Origin of the sequence: Microvirga lotononidis, from assembly GCF_034627025.1 — a bacterium.
Taxonomy (GTDB): Bacteria; Pseudomonadota; Alphaproteobacteria; order Rhizobiales; family Beijerinckiaceae; genus Microvirga; species Microvirga lotononidis.
The window spans coordinates 2839677-2861438 of the sequence record NZ_CP141048.1 but is presented as its reverse complement, the minus strand read 5'-3'; the positions used below and the strand labels follow the sequence as shown (position 1 = coordinate 2861438).

The following is a 21762-nucleotide window of genomic DNA, read 5'->3' as shown; positions in this document are numbered from 1 at the left end:
GCCAATTGACGGCATGAAATCGCCTGCGCGCGAGCCTCGATAAGGGCCAAGCTGCCGCACCTTCGGCGCGCGGCATTGACGGCACCGAAACTTTGGATCAGTCTTCCATAGATCGTATGGAGGCTCTCCGACGATCCGTTGAGGGAGTCTTCCCGTTTTCGCGTGGAAGATCGTTCATGAGCTCGCCTAACCGCTCGACCCATATCCGGCTCACCTCTCACCCCGAGCCGAACGCAGGCACCATCAAGCATCCGATCAGATGGGGAGCGCAGGATCCCCAGGAGCGTGGCCCGATCATCGGCACCGTCACCAACCCGGCCGACCGCAACGTGATCGGCGCCCATGGCGGCTCCTATTCGCTCTACCGGGCCCTCGCCATTTCGGCCCGGGCGCTGAACCCGCTGGCGCGGCCGGATCTCCACAACACCCACCCGACCGCCGAGATCGGCCCGCATCCGCAATGGTTCGAGCCGGGCAGGATCGTCTCCCTCGATCCCTGGGGGCACAAGGTGGGCGAGATCTACAAGGACGAGATCGCCGGCGGCCTCGACATCAGGCCCAGCATCGCGGTCACCAAGGCGCGCCTCAACATGCCCGAGATCCTCTCCGCCATGGGGGCGAAGCGCCTCGAGGCGGATGGCGGCTTCCTGCATGAATCGGGCGACATCTCGGTCACGAAGATCGCGGTCGATCCGGTCTGGTACCTGCCGGGCATCGCCCAGCGCTTCGGTTGCTCCGAGGGCGAGTTGCGCCGCACCCTTTTCGAGCAGACGGGCGGCATGTTCCCCGAGCTCGTCACGCGGCCCGACATGAACGTCTTCCTGCCGCCCATCGGCAACACCACGGTCTATGTGGTGGGCGACGTCTCGCGCCTGAGCGATCCCAAGACACGCATCGCCTGCCGTGTCCACGACGAGTGCAACGGCTCCGACGTGTTCGGCTCCGACATCTGCACCTGCCGGCCCTATCTCGTGCACGGCATCGAGGAATGCGTCCGGGAGGCTCAAGGGGGCGGCGTCGGCGTGATCGCCTATAACCGCAAGGAAGGCCGGGCGCTCGGCGAGGTGACCAAGTTCCTGGTCTACAATGCCCGCAAGCGGCAGGAGGGCGGCGACCAGGCCGCCACCTATTTCGAGCGCACCGAATGCGTGGCCGGCGTGCAGGACGCGCGCTTCCAGCAGCTCATGCCCGATGTCCTGCATTGGCTCGGCATCCGCCGCATCGACCGGCTCATGTCCATGTCCAACATGAAGTACGACGCCATCACGGGCTCCGGCATCGAGGTGGTGGAGCGGGTGCCGATCCCGGCCGAGCTCGTGCCGCCGGATGCGCAGGTCGAGCTGGAAGCCAAGAAGGCCGCAGGCTACTACACCCCGGATGGCGCGCCCGACGCGGCCGAGCTGACGCAGGTGAAGGGCCGCGATCTGGAGCGCTTTTGAAGAAGTGCCGTCGAAACGGATGCCGGCTTGGCCGTCGGCGTCCGTTCGTTTTTAACCTTCCCGTCAAACGGCCGGCCGCCGGGACGCTGCGCCGGCTTGAGATTATGCTATCGCTCACGACCCGAAAGCACCGGAGCCCCGTGTGACCGACCAGCCTGACCTGTCTCCCGAAGCCCAAGCCGCGCGAAGCCTTCTCTCAGCCGCCGCCGTGCGCGAACGGTCGCACCAGCTCCTGCGGGTCGGGCTCGAAGGCCGCCTTCGCCATTTCACGGTCGATCCCGCCCGCCTGGAAGCTTGCGCCGACGAAGTCGTCAAGACGATCCGCGAGGCCTATCCGTCGCTCGATATCCCGTTCCATGCCCGCTGGCGCCATTTCTCCGCCGGAGGCCATGACCGCTGGGATGCGGTGATGCACGGCGCTCCCTGGGAAACCGCCGCCGACATGGCCCGTGCCGCCTTCGACCTTGCCATCGTGTCCGTCCTGCTCGATGCGGGCGCGGGGGCGCAGTGGCGCTACGAGGAAGGCCGTACGGGCGAAATCTATACCCGGTCCGAAGGCTTGGCGGTCGCGAGCTTCGACATGTTCGTGAGCGGCGCCTTTTCGAGCAAGCCCGAGGATCCGTTCCGCGTCGATGCCGACGTGCTCATGACATTGACGCCGGAGGATCTGGCCGAAGGTTTTCAGGTCTCGGACGACAATCCGCTCGTCGGGCTCGAAGGCCGCGCCGCCCTGCTGAACCGTCTCGGCCGCGTCGTCGCCACGAACCCCGATATCTTCGGACAGATCGACGATCCCCGTCCGGGCGGCCTCGTCGACGTCATCGCCGGCACGGCCGAGGACGACAGCATCCGGGCGACCGCGATCCTGGAGGCGCTGCTCACCCATCTCGGGCCGATCTGGCCGGGCCGGATCACGCTGGGCGGCGTCGATCTCGGCGACACCTGGCGTCACCCCCTGATCGAGGCGCCGGACGCCACGAAGGGGCTGATCCCCTTCCACAAGCTCTCCCAGTGGCTCTCCTATTCCCTGATCGAGCCGCTCGAATGGGCGGGCTTCACCGTCGTGGACATCGACGGCCTCACGGGCCTGCCCGAATACCGCAACGGCGGGCTTTTCCTCGATACGGGCGTAATCACTCTGAAGGACCCGGCGGACGCAACCCGCCCCCATGCGGTCGATTCCGAACTCGTGGTGGAATGGCGGGCCTTGACCGTGGCCCTTCTCGACCGCATTGCCGAACCGATCCGCGCGCAGCTAGGATTTGCCGCGAAGGACTTTCCTCTCGCCAAGGTGCTCGAGGGCGGCACATGGGCGACGGGACGAAGGCTCGCGAAAGAGAAGCGCGGCGACGGCTCGCCCCCTCTCAGCGTGATCAGCGACGGGACGGTTTTTTAGTGCATCGAACGCAGAAGAGAACCTTGAAGCATCGGATGGCTTCGCATTCCGCTCCGATGGTTTAGATGAATCAGCATACGACGATCAAAGAGGAAAAGAACATGCAGGGCGTCACCGTGGTCGATCATCCGCTGGTTCAGCACAAGCTGACCCTGATGCGGGACAAGGAGCGTTCGACGAAGGGCTTCCGCCAGCTCCTCAACGAGATCGGCATGCTGCTCTGCTACGAGGTCACACGCGACCTGCCCATGGAGCGCATCGAGATCGAGACTCCGATGACCAAGATGGAAGGTGCGCAGATCGCCGGCAAGAAGCTCGTCTTCGCTCCGATCCTGCGCGCGGGCGTCGGCTTTCTCGACGGCATGCTCACCCTGGTCCCCGCCGCCCGCGTCGCCCATATCGGCCTCTACCGCGATCCGGAATCGCTCCAGGCGGTCGAATATTATTTCAAGGCCCCGTCCGATCTCGCCGACCGCATGGTGCTGGTGCTCGACCCGATGCTCGCCACCGCGAACTCGGCCGTCGCGGCCATCGACCGACTGAAGGAGCGCGGCGCCAAGGACCTGCGCTTCGTCTGCCTGCTCGCCGCCCCCGAGGGCATCGAGAAGCTGCGCGGCGCGCATCCCGACGTGCATATCTGGACCGCGTCCATCGACGAGCGCCTCAACGACCACGGCTATATCGTGCCGGGGCTGGGCGATGCCGGCGACCGGATGTACGGAACCCGTTAATCAGGGATCATTGGCTTTGCGCTTCATCGTCGCCGATTGGGGAACGACCCGCTTTCGTGGCTATCTCATCGAGAACGAGACCATTATCGATCAGGTCTCGTCGGATGAGGGCGTGTCGTCCCTCCGACGCGGCCAGCATCGCGATGTTTTCTTGAGCCAATGCGGCCGTTGGCTGAAGGCGGAGCCGGATGCTCCCGTTCTGCTCGTCGGCATGGTGGGAAGCCGCGAAGGATGGGTCGAGGCGCCCTACGCGGCCTGTCCTGCAGGCCCCGCCGAGATCGCCCGGGCGCTCGCGCCGGTGGATCTGGAGAACGGCCGCCAGGGTTACATCATCCCCGGCCTGTTCTGCGAGCCTGCTCCCGGCGCCGCCGACGTGATGCGCGGCGAGGAGACGCTGGTTCTCGGCGCCGGCATCGAGAACGGGTTGATCTGCTCGGCCGGCACGCATCCGAAATGGATCGAGATGAGGAACGGGCGCATCGAGCGCTTCGCCACCTACATGACCGGCGAGATGTACGCGCTCTTGCGCGAGCATTCCATGATCGGCCGCCCGGCCACCGAACCGGAAGACCCGAAGGGTTTCGATCTCGGACTCGATGCGGCACAGCGCAACAGCGGCGAGAACAGGGTCGGCCTGCTGCATCTCCTGTTCAGCGCCCGCGCATCCGTGGTTTCGGGCCGCATGAACAGCAATCTTCTCGCACCTTACCTCTCCGGTCTGCTGACCGGAGACGAGATCAACGGCGCGCTGTCGCAATTCGGCCGCCCTTCTTCCGTCACCATCCTGGCCGCACCGGAGCGCGCGGAACTCTACATCCACGCTCTCGAGCGCCACGGCATCAAGGCAGAGACGAAGGACATGCAGCAGGCCCTGATCGCAGGTCTCGCGCGCATCGTGCGCGAGCATGCCATCGGGTGATGGGCATGACTTCACCCGATCAAAATGTCTTCCAATTCTTCCATCGTTAGGTCAAAGCCGATGCCCCATCCTCTCCTTGCCTCAGCGAAAGATGCCTCGAAGCCGGTCTGGCTCGTGACCGAGCAGACCTGGCCGGACGTTGCAGGGCAGCTCCCGCAACTTGCTCAGGGCTTCGCGAAAGCCCAGGGCTTCGAAGGCAAGGCCGGAAGCCATTGCCTGCTGCCGGGTGCCGATGGCGGCCTCATGGGCGTCGTCTTCGGACTCAACGGCGCCGATGCCAGGCACAACGATCCATTTCTCGTCGGCAAGCTTCCGACGCTCCTGCCGGACGGCGTCTACCGCTTCGAGACGGATGCGCCGAACCCGGCACTCGCCACCCTTGCCTGGCTTCTCGGCAGCTACAGCTTCGGCCGCTACCGCAAGCGAAGCGAGAAATCCGTGCGCCTCGTGACGCCGAAGGATGTCGATGCCGAGGAAGTCTCGCACATTGCGAACGCGGTCGTGACGAGCCGCGACCTCGTCAACACGCCGACCAGCGATCTCGGTCCCGACGGAATCGAGGCGGCGGCGCGCCGGCTCGCGGAGAATCACGGCGCTTCCTTCACCAGCATCGTCGGCGACGATCTGCTGAAGCAGAACTTTCCGATGATCCATGCGGTCGGGCGCGCGTCGGCCATTCCGCCGCGTCTGATCGACTTCACCTGGGGCAAGGCGGATGCGCCGTGCGTCACGCTCGTCGGCAAGGGCGTCGCTTTTGACACGGGCGGCCTCGACATCAAGCCTGCCTCGTCCATGCTGCTCATGCGCAAGGACATGGGCGGCGCGGCCGCGACTCTCGCGCTCGCCTCGATGATCATGGACGCCAAGCTCCCCGTGCGCCTGCGCGTGCTGATCCCCGCCGTCGAGAATTCCATTTCCAGCAATGCCTTCCGGCCCGGCGACATTCTTGCGAGCCGCAAGGGCATCAGCGTCGAGATCGGCAACACGGATGCGGAGGGTCGGCTCATCCTGGCCGATGCCCTGGCGCTGGCGGACGAGGAGAGCCCGGATCTGCTCGTCGATTTCGCGACGCTGACGGGCGCGGCCCGCGTGGCGCTCGGCCCCGAGCTGCCGCCCTTCTATACCGACGACGATGCGCTCGCCGCCGACATCGCCCGCCATGGCTCAAGCGTGAACGACCCCGTCTGGCGCATGCCGCTCTGGACGCCCTACCAGAGCCAGCTCGATTCCAAATTCGCCGACATGAACAACACCGGTGGGCCGATGGGCGGCTCGATCACCGCGGCGCTGTTCCTGCGCCGCTTCGTGGCGGCCGCCAAGGCGTACGTGCATTTCGACATCTTCGCCTGGAACAGCTCCACCAAGCCGGCGCGGCCGGAGGGCGGCGAGGTCCAGGCGGCGCGCGCCATGTTCGCCCTCCTGAAGGAGCGCTACGGGTCCTAAACTCGTAGCATCGTAGCATCCACGCGTTTAGAAGAACGCCGTAACCGTCCAGGAGCTGCCCCGATGAGTTTCGACCGCCGTATCACGCCCTTCCGTGACGATCTCGCCGACGAGCGCCTGCGCGGACAGGTGACCGCCGAGCGCTTCACGGCCGGCATGGTCAGGCGCGTGATCGCGACCTTCTCGCCGCTGCACCGCCACCCGTCCCGCGAGGCGCCGGTGGACACGCAGGCGATCTTTGGGGAAAGCGTGACCGTCTACGACGAGCACGAGGGCTGGGCCTGGGTGCAGCTTCACCATGACGGCTATGTGGGCTATCTGCCGAGTGCCGCTCTCGGCGAGCCCGGACCGGAGCCGACCCACAAGGTCCGCGCCGTCCGCACCTTCGTCTATCCGGGACCCAACCTGAAGCTGCCCTTCCAGGATTACCTGACGCTCAACTCGAAAGTGGCCGTCACGGGAACCGAAGGGGACTACGCGCGCCTCGCCACCGGCGGCTGGGTCTTCGCCGCGCACCTGAGCGGTCTCGATGTCTTCGAGACGGATTACGTGGGCGTCGCCGAGCGATTCCTGCACACGCCTTATCTCTGGGGCGGCAAGACGAGCCTCGGCATCGACTGTTCGGGGCTCGCACAGACCGTCTTGACGGCCGCCGGCATCAAGGCCCCGCGCGACAGCGACATGCAGGAGCGCGAGCTTGGGTCTTCCATCGAGGTGAATCCGGATCTCAGCGGCCTGCGGCGCGGCGATCTCGTGTTCTGGAAGGGCCATGTGGGCCTGATGATGGACGAGACGAACTTCATCCATGCCACCGGCCACAGCATGACCGTGATGATGGAGCCGCTGTCGGCCGCCGAGGAGCGCATCCGCAGGACGAGTTATGGGCCGATCAGTTTGATCAAGCGGTTAGTGTGACGCAACTGTCATGGCCGGGCTTGTGCCGGTGATGACGTGAGAAGGTGTCATTCCCGGCCGAAGCGTCAGCGGAGGGGAAGGGAATCCACGATCAGGCGCAACGCTATGGATCCCCTTCCCTCGCTTTGCTCGCCGGGGATGACATCCTTTAGATGCTCCCGGATCTTCACTGCGCTTCGTCCGGGATGACCAAAAACCGAACGATGCCCCTCAATAACCGCGCTTCCTGTCCACCACGTTCTCGAACGCCTCACCGGCCTCATGGCGGCGGATCTGCTGCGCGATGTAGCGCGCCGTCGCTTCAGGCTCACTCGTCGCCGAGTTGTGCGGCGTGATCGTCACGCGCGGGTGCGTCCAGAGAGGGGAGTTCTCCGGCAGGGGCTCGGTCTCGAACACGTCGAGCGTGGCGGCCATCAGGGTTCCGTCGTCGAGACAGGCGAGAATGTCGGATTCCACCTGCAGCTTGCCGCGCCCTGCATTGATCAGGACCGGTCCGCCGAGCCTGCCGTCGCGCGCGAGCTTCCCGAACAGGGAGCGGTTGAGGATGCCTTTCGTCTCCGGCGTGAGGGGCATGAGAGCGATGAGAATGTCGGTGCGGCCGAGGAAAGGCGCCAGCCCCTCGTCGCCCGCATAGACCTCGAAGCCCTCGACGGATTTCGGCATGCGGCTCCAGCCGGCCACGTCGAAGCCCATCACCTTCAGCTTGCGCGCCGCATCCTGACCGAGCACGCCGAAGCCCATGATGCCGACGCGCACGTCTCCGGCGATCGGAGGAGCGCGATCGGGGTTCCAGCGCTTGGCCTTCTGGTCCTCGTCGAAACGGCGCTGCTCGCGCAGGTACATGAGGCAGTGCAGCACCATGTACTCGCTCATGCGATGAGTGAGATCGTCCTGCGCCACGCGCACGATGGGCACGTCAGGCAGGTCCGGATAGCTCATGAGATGATCGACGCCTGCGCCGAGCGAGAAGATCGCCTCGAGATTGGGTAGGCCGGACAGGCTTCCTGGCTTCGGCCCCCAGGTCGCCACGTAGCGAACGGCGTCCCTGTCGAAATCCTCGCCCAGCACGACGATGTCACGATCAGGCAGATGGCGGGTGAAACGCTCGACCCAGGGCTGCGTCTCCCAGGTGACGGCAACGAGAAGGCTCATGCGGTCGCTCCGATCCGCTCCAGGATGGCGGGGCCGGGAGCGGCCTTGCCGTCGCCGATGGTGTAGGCGGCGCGAACGGCGCGGGCCGCCGCCTCGGCGGCCGCCTCGCTGCGCGCATGCACGATGGCGAGCGGACGCGAGGCATCGACGGTCTCGCCGATGGCCGCGAGTTCCGTCAGTCCGACCGCATGATCGATCGGGTCCTGCGGCCGCGTGCGGCCGCCGCCGAGTGCGACGACGGCGACGCCGATCGCCCGCGCGGCGACTTTCTGCACAATGCCCGTTCGTTCGGCGTGAACGGCACGAACGACAGGTGCTGCCTGCAGGTGAGTTCTGTGCTTTTCCAGAAAATCGGCGGGACCGCCCAGCGCCGTGACCATGCGCTGAAAAACCTCGGCCGCCTTGCCGGATGCAATCGCATGTTCGATTTTTTCGCGCGCGTCCTCGATGCTCGCGGCGAGCTTGCCGAGCAGCAGCATCTCGGCGGAAAGCTCCACCGTCACCGTGTGGAAGCGCTCCTCGCGGCGGCGTCCCGTCAGGTACTCGACCGCATAGATCATCTCGACCGCGTTGCCGGCGGCGGAGGCGAGCGACTCGTTCATGTCGGTGAGAAGCGCGCTCGTGGGCAGGCCGGCACCGTTGGCGACGAGCACAAGGCTCTCGGCGAGCTTTCGCGCATCGCCGGCATTGTCCATGAAGGCGCCGGAGCCGAATTTCACGTCCATCACGAGGCCCTGCAGGCCTGCGGCCAGCTTCTTCGAAAGAATGGACGCGGTGATGAGGTCGATGGATTCCACCGTCGCCGTCACGTCGCGGATGGCGTAGAGGCGCTTGTCGGCCGGCGCGAGATCGGCGGTCTGGCCGATGATGGCGCAACCGACCTCCCGCGTGACACGCCGGAACGTGTCGATATCGGGCTGCGTCACATAGCCGGGAATCGAATCGAACTTGTCGAGCGTGCCGCCCGTATGGCCGAGCCCGCGTCCTGAAATCATCGGCACGTATCCGCCGCAGGCCGCGACCGCGGGACCGAGCGCGAGGCTGACCGTATCACCCACGCCGCCGGTCGAATGCTTGTCGAGCACCGGCCCCGGCAGATCCCAGGTGAGCACGGTGCCGGAATTCATCATCGCACGGGTGAGCGCCACGCGCTCCGGCACGGAGAGGCCCCGGAAGAAGATGGCCATGGCGAAGGACGCCGCCTGTCCTTCGGTGACGCGCCCCCCTGTGAGGCCTTCGATGAAGTGCTCGATATGCGCGGGATCGAGGGTGCCGCCGTCGCGCTTGTGGCGGATGATTTCCTGCGGAAGAAGCGTCATGTCAGTAGGTTCCGGTGGCCGCCGTTCCGGCCCTTCCTTCGATGGCGGCGATCAGCGCGTCGTAGACGCTGCTCGCGCCGATGCGGAATGTCCGCGGCGTCGCCCAGCCCGGCCCCATGATACGGTCGGCGAGATCGAGATAGATCTTCGCATCGGCCACCGTGCGGATGCCGCCGGAGGGCTTGAGGCCGACGGGCTTGCCGGAAGCCTTGATGGCCTCGAGCATGATCTCCGCCGCTTCAGGCGTCGCCGAAACCGGCGTCTTTCCGGTCGAGGTCTTGATGAAGTCCGCGCCCGCCTCGATGGCGAGACGGCTCGCCGCCTCGATCAGCGCCGGATCCTTCAGCTCGCCCGTTTCGAGGATCACCTTGAGCAGACGCCCCTGATCGACGAGATCACGCACGGCCTCCACCATCTCGGCGGCTACGGCAACATCGCCCCGGCGCAGGGCTTCATAGGGCAGCACGAGATCGATCTCGTTGGCGCCGTCGGAGAGTGCCTCCTGCGTGTCGTCCGTGACGCGGCTCACATCCTCGCCACCGGCGGGGAAGTTCACCACCGTGGCGATGCGCACGGGCGAGCCTCGGAGGTTCTCCTGGGACCGCTTCACGAATTGCGGCCACACGCACACGGCCGCCACCGGCCCGCGTGGATCGAGCGCCTTCTTGCAGAGCGCATCGATGGCCTGATCGGTGCAGGTATCCGTGAGATCGGTGAGATCGAGACTGCGCAGGGCGCGCTCAGCTATTTGAGCATCAGACATGGGACAGCTCCGCAACGAAGGACCGAATGAGACGTTTGAACTTCTCCGACGCTTCGGCCGCCGTATCCTTGGTTTCCTGATGCGAGGGCGAAGCGCCTTCGATCCCCGCCGCGAGGTTCGTGACGACCGAAACGGCAGCGACCTTCAGGCCGTAATAGCGCGCGAGGATCACCTCCGGCACCGTGGACATGCCGACGAGGTCGCCGCCGAGAATCTGCACCATCCTGATCTCGGCCGGCGTCTCGAAGCTGGGGCCGGACAGCCAGGCATAAACGCCTTCGGGCAACGCGATGCCGCTCTTCTGCGCGGCGCGCTGCAGGACCTGGCGCAGATCCGCGTCATAGGCGTTGGTGAGCGAGACGAAGCGACCCTCCGTGTGATCGCGCAGCAGCGGGTTTCCACCCGAGAGATTGAGGTGATCGCTGATCGCCACGAGGCTGCCGGGGCGGATGTCCGCACGCACGGAGCCGGCCGCGTTGGTGGCGACGAGAACCGGAATGCCGAGTTCCTTCACGAAAGCAATGGGCAGGCGCATCGCACCGGCATCGCCCGTCTCGTAATAATGCGCGCGGCCCTGGAACAGCAGCACACGCTTGCCTTCGAGCGTGCCGGCGACGAGCTTGCCCGCATGGCCGGAGACGCCGCTCTTGGGGAAATGCGGAATCTCGGCATAAGGCAGGCTCACCGCATCGCTGACTTCGTCGACGAGGGTGCCGAGTCCCGTGCCGAGCACGAAAGCCGCATCGAAATGGCCGTCGAAGCCGCGGGCACGCACGAAGGCGGCCGCCTCTTGAATCATCTGTTGCATCGTCATCGTTTCAGGCCCGAAACGCAGGCCTTCCTTTCATGGTCGCAATCGGTCTCGGATCGAATTCAACGATCCGTCAAATTGTCCGGTCCGAAGGAGAAGGGCAACAGCGCGTCGAGCGTGAAGCGCTTCCGGATTCCCTCCGGCCCCGCAATGTGAATAGGCGTGTCGGACGCGGCGAATTCGCGAATGCGCTGGCGGCAGCCGCCGCAGGGGGTGACGAGATGCTCGCCCTCCCCCATCACGACGATGGCCGCGATGCGGCTTTCGCCGGCCGCGATCATGGCCGAGATCGCGCCCGCTTCGGCGCAGGATCCGACCGGATAAGCGGCGTTCTCCACGTTGCAGCCGACAAAGATCCTGCCGTCGGGCGTGGCGATCGCGGCGCCGACCTTGAAGCGCGAATACGGGGCGTAGGCCTTGGCCTGGATCGCCTTGGCGGCTTCGAACAGAGTGTCCAGCGATGTCATGCTCAGCGCTCCTTCACATAGGGTACGCCGGCGGCGCGCGGCGGGATGGCCTTGCCGATGACGCCTGCGAGCAGGATGACGGTCATGAGATAGGGCAGCGCCTGAATGGCCTGGACTGGCACCTCGCCGATCCCCGGCAGCGCAATGCCCTGCAGACGGATGGAGATGGCATCGAGCAGGCCGAAGAGGATGCAGGCGCCGAGGGCCGGCCATGCCCGCCACTTGGCGAAGATGAGCGCGGCGAGCGCGATGAAGCCCTTGCCGGCCGTCATGTTGTTCAGAAAGCCCGCCGATTGCCCCACGGAGAGATAGGTTCCGCCGATGCCGCAGAGCACACCTCCAATGATCACGGCGGTGTAGCGCAATCCGGTGACGGAAATGCCCGCCGTATCGACGGCGGCGGGGTTCTCGCCCACGGCGCGCAGGCGGAGGCCGAAACGGGTGCGTCCCAGCACGAACCAGGTGAGCGGCACGGCGAGCAGCACCACGTAGACGAGCGCCGAATGGCCGAAGATCACGTCCTCGAAGCGTTGCGCGCCCTCAAGCGGCGGCGTGCGTCCGCCCTGATTGTACCAGGCATTGCCCACGATGGCGGTGAGTCCGGCGGCCAGCATGTTGATGGCGACGCCGGACACGATCTGGTTGCCGCGCTGGCTGATGGACGCGAAGCCGTGGATGAGGCCGAAGACCACCGACGCGCCAATGCCCGCGATCAGGCCGATCCAGGCCGACCCGAAGGCGTATGCCGCTGCTGCGGCCGCGAAGGCCGCCACCAGCATCTTGCCTTCGAGGCCGATATCCACCACCCCCGATCGCTCGGACCAGAGCCCAGCCAGGCAGGCGGCGAGAAGCGGGATCGAGAGACGCAGGGTCGAGTCGAAGATCGTGACGAGAGAACTGAGTTCCATGGCTCAGGCCCTCGCCAGCTTCTGCCGGGTGAGCACATGCGCCACGGCGCGCCGGAACAGCCCATCGAGGGCGCCGGCGAACAGGATGATGATGCCGCCGATCACCACCACCATGTCGCGGGTGATGGCCGGCTGCTCGAAGGCCAGCTCCGCGCCGCCTTGGTAGAGAATGCCGAACAGGAGCGAGGCCAGGATGATGCCCACGGGGTGCGCGCGGCCCATGAGCGCCACGGCGATGCCGACGAAACCGTAGCCGGAGGTGAATTCGAGCAGCAGCCGGTGCTGGTAGCCCATGAGTTCATTGACCGCGAGACCGCCCGCCAGCGCGCCGGAGATGACCATCGCGATGATGATGATGCGCGCGGGCGAGATGCCCGCATAGACGGCCGCCGTGGGATTGGCACCGACGACGCGGATCGCATAGCCCAGGCGCGAGCGGTAGATGAGAAGCCACACGAAATAGGACGCAGCCAAGGCCAGCACCAGGGTGAGATTGAGCTGCGAGGCAGGGATCTCGATCCCGAACGCGGCGAAGACGTCGTGCATGAAGGGAATGTTCGCCGCCTCCGGGAAGGCTCGCGTTTCCGGGTTCATGGATTGGGGCTCGCGCAGCACGTTCACGAGCAGATAGACGATCAACACGCTGGCGAGCCAGTTGAACATGATGGTCGTGATCACGATGTGACTGCCGCGCTTCGCCTGAAGATAACCTGGAATGGCCGCCCATGCGGCCCCGAAGGCGGCCGCGCCCAGAATGCCGAGAGGGATCAGCAGGAAGCCCGGCAGGAAAGTCAGGTTGTTGAGAACCAGCGCGATACCGAGGCCCGCGAGCGTCGCCTGTCCTTCGCCGCCGATGTTGAACAGCCCCGCGTGATAGGCCACCGCGACCGCAAGACCCACGAAGATGAAGTCGGTCATGTAGAACAGGGTGAAGCCGAGCCCCTCCCCGGTGCCGAGGCTGCCCTGGATCAGGTAGCGGGTTGCCGAGAGCGGGTTTTCGCCGATGCCCAGCACGACGAGGCCGGCGACGAGAAAAGCCGCCACCACGGAGATGGCGGGCACGAGGACCGTGTCGGCCCATTTGGGCAGGTCGAGAGGAGCACTCACGTCTGAGAATCCGGCAGGAACATGTGGCCCTGCTCATCAAGAGGGAAAGACGGGTTCCAGGCGACTTCCCAAAGATGCCCGTCGGGATCGGCGAAATAACCCGAATAGCCGCCCCAGAACACATCGTGCAGCGGCTTGACGGGACGCGCGCCGGCCTTCACCGCAAGCGCATAGACCTCGTCGGCCTCTTCCTTGGATCGGGCATTGTAGGCGAGCGTAATGGCGGCAAAGCCTGTGGGCTTGTCCTCGATGCCCGCATCGGCGGCCAGGTCGGCACGGCCGAAAAGACCGAGCGCCAACCCGTTCGCCTGGAAGAAGGCGACGCTGGGCTGGCTGGCGGAGGAGGCCTTCCAGCCCCAGGCCTCGTAGAAGGCCCGGGACTTCGCGAGATCGGCGACGCCAAGGGTGACAAGTGTCAGTCGTGGTTGCATCAGGCGGCCTCGTCCGTCACGCCGGCCATGAGCAGGCCGAGATCCTGCTCGGTGGTCTCGGATGCCTTTCGCTCACCGGTGATCCTGCCGCCGCACATGGTGAGGATGCGATCCGACAGGTTCATGATCTCGTCGAGCTCCACCGAGACGAGGAGGATCGCCACACCCGCATCGCGCAACGCGATCAGGCGACGGTGAATGAACTCGATGGCGCCGATATCGACACCGCGGGTCGGCTGGCCGACGAGCAGCACCTTCGGGTTGCGCTCGATCTCGCGCGCCAACACGATCTTCTGCTGGTTGCCGCCGGAAAACTTGGACGATTTCAGCCTCGGCGCCGGTGGGCGCACGTCGTACTGCTCCATCTTCTTCTCGAGATCCGCGATCAGGCGGTCATGGTCGAGAATGGGCCCGCGGCCGAGATGCGGCTCGTCGCTGAAGCCGAGAATGGCGCTTTCGAAAGCCGGGAAGGCCGGAACGAGCCCCATGCGCAGCCGGTCTTCCGGCACGTGCAGCAAGCCGAGCTGGCGCATGCGATGCGGGTTGTGCTCCGAGGACGGAATGTCCCGTCCCTCAAGCCGGATCGAGCCGAGCGCAGGCTGGCGCATGCCGGCAATGGCCTCGAGAAGCTCGCTCTGGCCGTTGCCGGCCACGCCCGCGATGCCGACGATCTCGCCCGCGCGAACCGTGAACGATGCATTCGCCACGCGCACAACGCCGCGGGAATCGACAACGCTCAGGTCGCCGATTTCGAGCAGCGGCGCACCCGGCGCCTTCTCGGCTTTCTCGACGCGCAGGAGCACGCGGCGTCCCACCATCAGCTCCGCGAGCTCCGGCGGGGACGTGTCGGCGGTCTCGACGCTCGCGACCATCTCGCCGCGCCGCATGACCGAAACCCGGTCGGTGACGGCCATGATCTCACGCAGCTTGTGCGTGATGAGAATGACGGTCTTGCCCTGTTCCTTGAGCGAGCGAAGCAACTCGAACAGCGCATCCGCTTCGGCCGGCGTGAGCACCGCGGTGGGTTCGTCGAGGATCAGAATATCCGCGCCACGATAGAGCGCCTTCAGGATCTCGACGCGCTGCTGCAGGCCGACGGACAGGTCGCCCACGATGGCATCCACGTCGATTTCGAGCCCGTAATCCCTGGCGAGCCGTGCGAGTTCGGCCCGCGCCCTGGCCTCGCCCGCGCGCAGCATGGCGCCGCCCTCCGCGCCGAGCATCACGTTGTCGACCACGCTCAGGGGTTCCACCAGCATGAAATGCTGGTGGACCATGCCGATGCCTGCATGAATGGCATCGTTTGGAGACCGGATGGAAATCGGCTTGCCGTTGACGCGGATCTCGCCGGAATCCGCCTCGTAGAAGCCGTACAGGATCGACATCAGGGTCGACTTGCCGGCGCCGTTCTCGCCGACGATGCCGTGGATCGTGCCGCGCTCGACGCGCAGGTTCACATCCCGATTGGCGTGAACGGCGCCGAAGCTCTTGTTGATGGCAATGAGTTCAATGGCTGGGGACATCGGCCTCGAATGATCTGCCGGCTATGATGAAACGAGAGCCGGATCTTATCGGAAAAACAAAACTCGGTCGAAAAAAGATTTGGCCGCAGGCCCTTGCGGGACCTGCGGCCAAAACATGCCTCATCTTACATCGGGCACTTGGAGTCGGACATGTAGTCGTGCACCTGGATGGAGCCGGACTTGATGCCTTCGGCGGCCTTGTCGGCCGCCGCCTTCATGTCGGGGGTGACCAGCGACTTGTTGTTGTCGTCGAGCGCCCAGGCCACGCCGTCTTCCTTGAGGCCGAGAACCTGAAGGCCGCTCTTGAAGGAGCCCTTCTTGGCCTGGTCGAAGACATTGTAGGTCGCCACGTCCACGCGCTTGACCATGGAGGTCAGGATCTTGCCGGGATGGAGGGCATTCTGGTTCGAGTCGACGCCGATGCCGAGCTTGCCCGCGTCAGCCGTGGCGCGCAGCACGCCCACGCCGGTGCCGCCGGCCGCATGGTAGATCACGTCGGCGCCGCGATCGATCTGGCTCTTGGCGAGCTCGCCGCCCTTCACGGGATCGTTCCAGGCCGCGCCCGTGGTGCCGGTCATGTTCTGGAACACCTCGGCGTCCTTCTTGGCGTATTTCACGCCCTGGACGTAGCCGCAGGCGAACTTGCGGATCAGCGGGATATCCATGCCGCCCACGAATCCGACCTTGCCGGACTTGGAGGCCTGGGCCGCCAGGAGACCGACGAGGAACGAGCCCTCGTGCTCCTTGAAGACGATCGATTCCACATTCGGCTTCTCGACGACGGCGTCGATGATGGCGAACTGGGTCTTCGGGAACTCCTCGGCAACCTTCTTCAGGGCGGATTCCTGGGAGAAGCCGACGGCCACGATGGGCGAGAACCCGTCGCGGGCGAAGCGGCGCAGGGCCTGCTCGCGCTGTGCGTCGTTCTGCGGCTCGAAATCGCGGTAATCGGTGCCGGTGTCCTTCTTGAACTTCTCGGCGCCCGTGTGAACGCCTTCGTTGAAGGATTTGTCGAACTTGCCGCCGAGATCGTACACGACCGCGGGCTTGAAGGCCGCCTGCTGCGCGAAGGCAGCCGAAGCGGTGAAGGCGAGGCCCGCGACTGCGAGGCCGAACTTGGTTACTGTCATCGGCTTAGTTCCCTGTTAGACGCCGGCTTGGTGCCGGTTGCCCCATGACGATGGCACGGCAAGGGTCACAACGCCAAGGCCCCTGTCAAGACGGCATGTTATTTCCCATCAACGAATAGTTGATAGCTAAACCGATTCCCGTAAGGTCACGAGATGCCGCTCACCTCCGATGAAATCGACCGCTATGCCCGCCACCTCGTTCTTCGGGACGTGGGCGGCCCGGGACAACTGAAACTGAAGGCCGCGCGCGTGCTCGTGATCGGGGCCGGCGGCCTCGGCGCCCCTCTGATCCAGTATCTCGCCGCGGCCGGCATCGGTGCCATCGGCATCGTCGACGACGACGCGGTGAGCCTGTCCAACTTGCAGCGGCAGGTGATCCATTCCACGACGGATCTCGGGCGGCCCAAGGCGGAGAGCGCCGCGACAGCCGTCGGGCGCCTCAACCCGCACGTGACGGTCGAGCCCCACCTCATCCGCCTCACGCCCGACAATGCTCGGGACCTGATCGGCCGCTACGATATCGTGGCCGATGGCTCGGACAATTTCGACACCCGCTATGCGGTCTCGGATGCCTGCTTTTTCGAGAAGAAGCCCCTGGTGACGGCCGCCTTGGGCCAGTTCGACGGCTCACTCACCACGATCCGGGCTCATGAGAACGGCCCGGACGGCAAGCCGAACCCCACCTATCGCTGCCTTTTCCCCTCGCCGCCTCCGGCCGGCGCGATCCCGACCTGCGCGGAGGCCGGAGTGCTCGGCGCCCTGGCCGGGGTCATGGGCAGCCTGATGGCCCTGGAAGTGATCCGGGAAATCGTCGGGTTCGGAGAGAGCCTCGTCGGGCGCCTGCTGATGGTCGATGCCCGCGCGATGCGGTTCGATACGGTCAGCTACGGGTGGGATGAAGGGAACCCGTTGAACGGCTCCGGCGTCCGATCACTCGATCCGTAACCCACGATCCCCCACCACGTCGTCACCGGCCTTGTGCCGGTGATCCCGAGTCATCGAGACGCCGTGCTCTTCGGATCGAGATGGCCGGCACAAGGCCCGCCATCACAGGCGAGTTCGGCGGTCATCCCGGGTCTCGCTACGCTCGCCCGGGATGATCGCTGGACTTCACCCGCGCAGCACCGCGCCCGTCTTCTTGCTGACCTCGCCGACGATCTTGGCCGAGACGGCCTCGATCTCCACGTCGGTGAGCGTCTTTTCCGTGGGCTGCAGGGTAACGGCGATGGCCACGGACTTCTTGTCCGGGTCGATGCCGGTGCCCTCGTAGATGTCGAATACGTCGACGTCGACGATCAGCTGGCGCTCGGCACCCTGCGCGGCCTTCACGATGTCGCCGGCGGCCACGTTGCGGCCGACCACGAACGCGAAGTCGCGGGTGAGCGGTTGGAAGTCGGGCAGGTTGAGCTTCGGCTTCATCTTGGTCGGCTTCGCCTTGGGCGGCGGCAGCGCGTTGAGATTGAGCTCGAAGGCGACCAGCGGTCCCTTCAGGTCGAGCGCCTTCAGCACCTTGGGATGGATCTCTCCAAAGGCGCCGACCACGTTCTTGGGCCCGAACTGCAACGTGCCCGAGCGGCCGGGGTGGAACCAGGCCGGACCGCCTGGGACGATCTGGAGACCGCCGGACGGAATGCCGAGCGTCGCGAGCAAAGCCAGCACGTCCGCCTTGGCGTCGAAGGCATCGACGGCCTCTGCGCCGCCGTCCCAGTGACGGCCGACGCCCTCGGCCCGCGCCGTTCCACGACGCACGGCGGCGGCCTTGATCGACTGACCTTCCGGCTCGTCGGACGCGAAGGTCTGGCCGACCTCGAACAAAGCCACGTCGCCATAGCCGCGATCCGCGTTGCGCTGCGCGGCCTTAAGCAGGCCCGGCAGCAGGCTCGGACGCATGTCGGAAAGCTCTGCCGCAATCGGGTTGGCGAGCGCGAGCCGCGCATCGCCGCCGCCGAACAGTTCAGCCTCGCTCTTGGCGATGAAGGACCAGGTGACGGCCTCCACCAGCCCGCGTACGGCCAGCGAGCGGCGGGCGAGCCGCGTGCGCTTCTGGATCAGGGTGAGGATGGGCTTCGCAACGGCGGCTTCGAGGCGCGGCAGCGGCTGCGGCTCGATGCGGTCGACACCCGCGATGCGGATAACCTCCTCGACGAGATCCGCCTTGCCGTCGATATCGGGCCGCCAGGAGGGAGCCGTGACACTGACGCGCTCGCCCGAGCCCTGGATGTCGAAACCGAGCTTCTTGAGGATCGTCTCGGATTCGGCTGGCTGCACGTCGAGACCGGACAGGCGCGGCACCTCCGACCACGGAAACTCGACCGTGAGACGGTTGTCCGGGACCTGACCCGCCACGACGGCCTCGGACGGCTCGCCGCCGCACAGGTCCATGACCAGCTTGGTGGCGAGGTCGAGACCCGGCACGGTGAAGGCTGGATCGACGCCGCGCTCGAAGCGATAGCGCGCATCGGTGATGATCCCGAGCTTCCGGCCGGTCTGCGCGATGTTGAGCGGATCCCAGAGCGCGGATTCGATGAGCACGTCGGTCGTAGCCTCGTCGCAGCCCGAATGCTCGCCGCCCATGATGCCGCCGATGGATTCGACGCCGTTCTCGTCGGCGATCACCACGATGCTCGGATCGAGCTTGTAGGTTCGGGTGTCGAGCGCCAGCACCTCCTCGCCCTCCTTCGCGCGGCGGATTGTGAGGTTGCCCTTCACCTTCCTGGCGTCGAACACGTGGAGCGGACGGCCGCGGTCGAAGGTCATATAGTTGGTGATGTCGACCAGAGCGTTGATCGGACGAAGGCCGATGGAGAGCAGGCGGCGCTGCATCCATTCCGGCGACGGGCCGTTCTTCACGCCGCGCACGAGGCGGAGAGCGAAGGCCGGGCAGAGCTTCTCGTCCTCGATGGTCACCGAGACCGGGCAGGCCTCCTTGCCCGGGACGGGCGCGATGGCGTCACTCTTGAGCGTGCCGAGGCCGGCGGCCGCGAGATCGCGGGCGATGCCGTGGATCGACGTGCAGTCGGGACGGTTCGGCGTGAGGTTGATCTCGATCACCGGATCGTCCAAGCCCTCGTAGGCCGCATAGGGCACACCGACAGGCGCATCACTGGGCAGGTCGATGATGCCGTCGTGATCGTCGGAGATTTCGAGTTCCGCCGCCGAGCACAGCATGCCGGCACTCTCGACGCCGCGAATGGTGCCGACGCCGAGCGTGATGTTCTTGCCCGGAATGTAGGTGCCGGGCGGCGCGAACACGCTCTTCATGCCGGTGCGGGCATTGGGAGCGCCACACACGACCTGGATCGGATCGCCTTCGCCCGTATCGACCATGCACACGCGCAGGCGATCGGCGTTGGGGTGCTGCACGGCGGAGATCACATAGGCCACCTTGTAGGGCGCCAGCGTCTTCGCCTTGTCCTCGACCCCCTCGACCTCGAGGCCGATGCGGGTGAGCGTCTCGACGATCTCGTCGAGGGAGGCCGAGGTCTCGAGATGATCCTTCAGCCAGGAGAGGGTGAATTTCATGACACTGTTCCTTGAGTGTCATCCCGGACTGGCCAATCCAGATCCGGGATCGTGTTCGGAATAGGGAGCTTCACTTATCTTGCTGTCCCGGCGCCTCAGCCGGAATGATGCTTAGGAAGTGAGGCCGCTCACGAGGCTCGGGATGTCGAGCGGGCGGAAGCCGTAATGGTTCAGCCAGCGCACATCGGCCTCGAAGAAGGGGCGCAGGTCCGGCATGCCGTATTTCAGCATGGCGATGCGGTCGATGCCCATGCCCCAGGCGAAGCCCTGGTACTCGTCCGGATCGAGCCCGCAATTGCGCAGCACGTTCGGATGCACCATGCCGCAGCCGAGGATCTCGAGCCAATCGGTCCCCTCGCCGAAGCGGATCTCACCGCCCTTGCGCGAGCACTGGATATCCACTTCCGCAGAAGGTTCCGTGAAGGGGAAGAAGGACGGGCGAAAGCGCATCTTCACCTGCTCGACCTCGAAGAAGGCCTTGCAGAACTCCTCCAGGACCCACTTCATGTGCGCGATGTTGGCCTGCTTGTCGATGACGAGGCCTTCCACCTGGTGGAACATCGGCGTGTGGGTCTGGTCCGAGTCGTGGCGGTAGGTCCGGCCGGGAATGATCACGCGGATCGGCGGCGCCTTGGACGTCATCGTCCGGATCTGCACCGGCGAGGTATGCGTGCGCAGCACCTTGCGCTCACCCTTCTCGTCGGGGGCGAGGAAGAAGGTGTCGTGCATCTCGCGGGCCGGATGGCCTTCGGGGAAGTTGAGCGCCGTGAAGTTGAGATAATCCGTCTCGATATCCGGCCCCTCGGCCACGGAGAAGCCCATATCGGCGAAGATCGCCGTCAGTTCCTCGATCACCTGGCTGATGGGGTGGATGCGGCCGCGACCCTCAGGGGCCTCCGGTACGGGAAGCGTCACGTCGATGCGCTCGGCCGACAGGCGGGCTTCGAGCGCGGCCTCGGCGAGCGTGTCCTTCTTGGCCGCGATGGCGGTCTGCACCTTGTCGCGCAGGCCGTTGATGAGCGGTCCGCGCTCCTTGCGCTCCTCGGGCGTCATGGAGCCGAGGGTTTTCAGGAGTTCGGAGACGGAGCCCTTCTTGCCGAGCGCGGAAACGCGCACGGTTTCGAGAGCCGCTTCGTCGCCGGCGGCATCGACCTGGGTGAGCAGGTCACGTTCGAGTTGATTGAGATCGGTCATCGGTCCCTTGCCAGATGCAAGCGCTTTGAGTGAGGCGCGGCGCGGGAACCGTCAAGTCTTCCGAGCCGCGAAATGGCGACCGACAGCGCAAAAAGGCCGTCAGCGCGAATGGTCTCGGAGAAGGGGGAGTAAGGCGGTGCGGCTGAACAGGCCAGCCGCACCGAAATCTGGTCTATCCGACCTCAGGCGGCCTGCTGCGGCAGGGCGGCCTTGGCGGCATCCACGTAAGCGGCGAAAGCCGCCGGCTCATGGATGGCCATTTCGGACAGGACCTTGCGATCGACCTCGATCCCAGCCTTGCCGAGACCGTCGATAAATCGGGAATAGGTCAAGCCATGCGTGCGGACGGCAGCGTTGAGACGCTGGATCCAAAGAGCGCGGAAGGTGCGCTTCTTGTTGCGACGGTCGCGAGTGGCATATTGCATGCTCTTCTCGACCGCCTGCTTGGCGATGCGGATCGTGTTCTTGCGGCGGCCGTAGAAACCCTTGGCGGCCTTGAAAACCTTCTTGTGCTTGGCGTGGGCGGTAACGCCCCGTTTGACGCGGGCCATTTAAAAAACTCCTTCAAAATCCGGGATGTGGGGAAGAACCG

General features: G+C 65.6%; 20 protein-coding genes. 7 read left to right on the top strand and 13 right to left on the bottom strand.

Features of this window, described 5'->3' with window-relative positions; all coding sequences use genetic code 11:
- Positions 1-176 precede the first annotated feature (176 nt).
- The 6 genes from U0023_RS13530 (at position 177) to U0023_RS13505 (ending at position 6843) form a co-directional block, all read left to right on the top strand.
- A complete protein-coding gene (locus U0023_RS13530; RefSeq protein WP_009494573.1) occupies positions 177-1439 on the top strand; it encodes a GTP cyclohydrolase II in 1263 nt (420 codons plus the stop codon).
- 142 nt (positions 1440-1581) lie between these two features.
- The gene (locus tag U0023_RS13525) at positions 1582-2835 is read left to right on the top strand and encodes a URC4/urg3 family protein (RefSeq protein WP_009494572.1); all 1254 of its coding nucleotides are present in this window, start codon (positions 1582-1584) and stop codon (positions 2833-2835) included.
- Positions 2836-2936: 101 nt separating this feature from the next.
- Complete coding sequence (gene upp, locus U0023_RS13520) at positions 2937-3566, top strand: uracil phosphoribosyltransferase (RefSeq protein WP_009494571.1); 630 nt, start codon at positions 2937-2939, stop codon at positions 3564-3566.
- A 10-nt stretch (positions 3567-3576) separates the two neighbouring features.
- The gene (locus tag U0023_RS13515) at positions 3577-4485 is read left to right on the top strand and encodes a 2-dehydro-3-deoxygalactonokinase (protein WP_210161050.1); all 909 of its coding nucleotides are present in this window, start codon (positions 3577-3579) and stop codon (positions 4483-4485) included.
- Positions 4486-4545: 60 nt separating this feature from the next.
- Positions 4546-5928 carry a leucyl aminopeptidase family protein gene (locus U0023_RS13510; protein ID WP_009494569.1) on the top strand — a complete coding sequence of 461 codons (1383 nt, stop codon included), beginning with the start codon at positions 4546-4548 and terminating at the stop codon, positions 5926-5928.
- A gap of 63 nt (positions 5929-5991) precedes the next feature.
- Positions 5992-6843: a C40 family peptidase gene (locus U0023_RS13505; RefSeq protein ID WP_009494568.1), complete on the top strand. Its 852-nt coding sequence runs from the start codon at positions 5992-5994 to the stop codon at positions 6841-6843.
- A 210-nt stretch (positions 6844-7053) separates the two neighbouring features.
- Here U0023_RS13505 and U0023_RS13500 read toward each other — a convergent pair whose 3' ends face one another.
- The 10 genes from U0023_RS13500 to U0023_RS13455 all read right to left on the bottom strand — a co-directional run bounded on the left by U0023_RS13500 (position 7054) and on the right by U0023_RS13455 (position 16454).
- Positions 7054-7995: a 2-hydroxyacid dehydrogenase gene (locus U0023_RS13500; protein ID WP_009494567.1), complete on the bottom strand. Its 942-nt coding sequence runs from the start codon at positions 7993-7995 to the stop codon at positions 7054-7056.
- Positions 7992-9314 (bottom strand): thymidine phosphorylase, encoded by a 1323-nt coding sequence (gene deoA, locus U0023_RS13495; protein WP_009494566.1) that lies wholly within the window; start codon positions 9312-9314, stop codon positions 7992-7994. Before deoA ends, U0023_RS13500 begins: the two co-directional genes overlap by 4 nt.
- A 1-nt stretch (position 9315) precedes the next feature.
- On the bottom strand, positions 9316-10077 hold the full coding sequence (gene deoC, locus U0023_RS13490) for a deoxyribose-phosphate aldolase (RefSeq protein WP_009494565.1): 762 nt from the start codon (positions 10075-10077) through the stop codon (positions 9316-9318).
- On the bottom strand, positions 10070-10891 hold the full coding sequence (locus tag U0023_RS13485) for a purine-nucleoside phosphorylase (RefSeq protein WP_009494564.1): 822 nt from the start codon (positions 10889-10891) through the stop codon (positions 10070-10072). The genes deoC and U0023_RS13485 overlap by 8 nt, the downstream gene beginning before the upstream one ends.
- Before the next feature lie 59 nt (positions 10892-10950).
- Positions 10951-11355, bottom strand: a complete 405-nt coding sequence (gene cdd, locus U0023_RS13480; protein WP_009494563.1) for a cytidine deaminase — start codon at positions 11353-11355, stop codon at positions 10951-10953.
- Positions 11356-11357: 2 nt separating this feature from the next.
- Positions 11358-12263: an ABC transporter permease gene (locus U0023_RS13475; protein WP_009494562.1), complete on the bottom strand. Its 906-nt coding sequence runs from the start codon at positions 12261-12263 to the stop codon at positions 11358-11360.
- Positions 12264-12266: 3 nt separating this feature from the next.
- The gene (locus U0023_RS13470; protein ID WP_009494561.1) at positions 12267-13370 is read right to left on the bottom strand and encodes an ABC transporter permease; all 1104 of its coding nucleotides are present in this window, start codon (positions 13368-13370) and stop codon (positions 12267-12269) included.
- Positions 13367-13801 carry a VOC family protein gene (locus U0023_RS13465; protein WP_009494560.1) on the bottom strand — a complete coding sequence of 145 codons (435 nt, stop codon included), beginning with the start codon at positions 13799-13801 and terminating at the stop codon, positions 13367-13369. Before U0023_RS13465 ends, U0023_RS13470 begins: the two co-directional genes overlap by 4 nt.
- Positions 13801-15324, bottom strand: a complete 1524-nt coding sequence (locus tag U0023_RS13460; protein WP_009494559.1) for an ABC transporter ATP-binding protein — start codon at positions 15322-15324, stop codon at positions 13801-13803. Before U0023_RS13460 ends, U0023_RS13465 begins: the two co-directional genes overlap by 1 nt.
- Positions 15325-15449: 125 nt before the next feature.
- The gene (locus U0023_RS13455; RefSeq protein WP_009494558.1) at positions 15450-16454 is read right to left on the bottom strand and encodes a BMP family lipoprotein; all 1005 of its coding nucleotides are present in this window, start codon (positions 16452-16454) and stop codon (positions 15450-15452) included.
- A 153-nt stretch (positions 16455-16607) separates the two neighbouring features.
- On the opposite strand from U0023_RS13455, the gene U0023_RS13450 reads away from it, so the two are divergent.
- A complete protein-coding gene (locus U0023_RS13450; RefSeq protein ID WP_009494557.1) occupies positions 16608-17399 on the top strand; it encodes a HesA/MoeB/ThiF family protein in 792 nt (263 codons plus the stop codon).
- A 165-nt stretch (positions 17400-17564) separates the two neighbouring features.
- On the opposite strand, the gene pheT is transcribed toward U0023_RS13450, so the two are convergent.
- The 3 genes from pheT to rplT form a co-directional block, all read right to left on the bottom strand.
- A complete protein-coding gene (gene pheT / locus U0023_RS13445) occupies positions 17565-19976 on the bottom strand; it encodes a phenylalanine--tRNA ligase subunit beta (protein ID WP_009494556.1) in 2412 nt (803 codons plus the stop codon).
- 111 nt (positions 19977-20087) lie between these two features.
- Positions 20088-21170 carry a phenylalanine--tRNA ligase subunit alpha gene (gene pheS, locus U0023_RS13440; RefSeq protein WP_009494555.1) on the bottom strand — a complete coding sequence of 361 codons (1083 nt, stop codon included), beginning with the start codon at positions 21168-21170 and terminating at the stop codon, positions 20088-20090.
- A 182-nt stretch (positions 21171-21352) separates the two neighbouring features.
- On the bottom strand, positions 21353-21721 hold the full coding sequence (gene rplT, locus U0023_RS13435) for a 50S ribosomal protein L20 (protein WP_009494554.1): 369 nt from the start codon (positions 21719-21721) through the stop codon (positions 21353-21355).
- Positions 21722-21762: the final 41 nt, after the last annotated feature.

Excerpts from the sequence above, each read along its gene's own strand:
- U0023_RS13475 (WP_009494562.1), bottom strand. The coding sequence starts at position 12,263 with ATGGAACTCAGTTCTCTCGTCACGATCTTCGACTCGACCCTGCGTCTC.
- upp (WP_009494571.1), top strand. The coding sequence starts at position 2,937 with ATGCAGGGCGTCACCGTGGTCGATCATCCGCTGGTTCAGCACAAGCTG.
- deoA (WP_009494566.1), bottom strand. The coding sequence starts at position 9,314 with ATGACGCTTCTTCCGCAGGAAATCATCCGCCACAAGCGCGACGGCGGC.
- rplT (WP_009494554.1), bottom strand. The coding sequence starts at position 21,721 with ATGGCCCGCGTCAAACGGGGCGTTACCGCCCACGCCAAGCACAAGAAG.
- pheS (WP_009494555.1), bottom strand. The coding sequence starts at position 21,170 with ATGACCGATCTCAATCAACTCGAACGTGACCTGCTCACCCAGGTCGAT.
- cdd (WP_009494563.1), bottom strand. The coding sequence starts at position 11,355 with ATGACATCGCTGGACACTCTGTTCGAAGCCGCCAAGGCGATCCAGGCC.
- U0023_RS13485 (WP_009494564.1), bottom strand. The coding sequence starts at position 10,891 with ATGACGATGCAACAGATGATTCAAGAGGCGGCCGCCTTCGTGCGTGCC.
- U0023_RS13510 (WP_009494569.1), top strand. The coding sequence starts at position 4,546 with ATGCCCCATCCTCTCCTTGCCTCAGCGAAAGATGCCTCGAAGCCGGTC.
- U0023_RS13500 (WP_009494567.1), bottom strand. The coding sequence starts at position 7,995 with ATGAGCCTTCTCGTTGCCGTCACCTGGGAGACGCAGCCCTGGGTCGAG.
- U0023_RS13505 (WP_009494568.1), top strand. The coding sequence starts at position 5,992 with ATGAGTTTCGACCGCCGTATCACGCCCTTCCGTGACGATCTCGCCGAC.
- U0023_RS13460 (WP_009494559.1), bottom strand. The coding sequence starts at position 15,324 with ATGTCCCCAGCCATTGAACTCATTGCCATCAACAAGAGCTTCGGCGCC.
- U0023_RS13450 (WP_009494557.1), top strand. The coding sequence starts at position 16,608 with ATGCCGCTCACCTCCGATGAAATCGACCGCTATGCCCGCCACCTCGTT.
- pheT (WP_009494556.1), bottom strand. The coding sequence starts at position 19,976 with ATGAAATTCACCCTCTCCTGGCTGAAGGATCATCTCGAGACCTCGGCC.
- deoC (WP_009494565.1), bottom strand. The coding sequence starts at position 10,077 with ATGTCTGATGCTCAAATAGCTGAGCGCGCCCTGCGCAGTCTCGATCTC.
- U0023_RS13465 (WP_009494560.1), bottom strand. The coding sequence starts at position 13,801 with ATGCAACCACGACTGACACTTGTCACCCTTGGCGTCGCCGATCTCGCG.
- U0023_RS13530 (WP_009494573.1), top strand. The coding sequence starts at position 177 with ATGAGCTCGCCTAACCGCTCGACCCATATCCGGCTCACCTCTCACCCC.
- U0023_RS13455 (WP_009494558.1), bottom strand. The coding sequence starts at position 16,454 with ATGACAGTAACCAAGTTCGGCCTCGCAGTCGCGGGCCTCGCCTTCACC.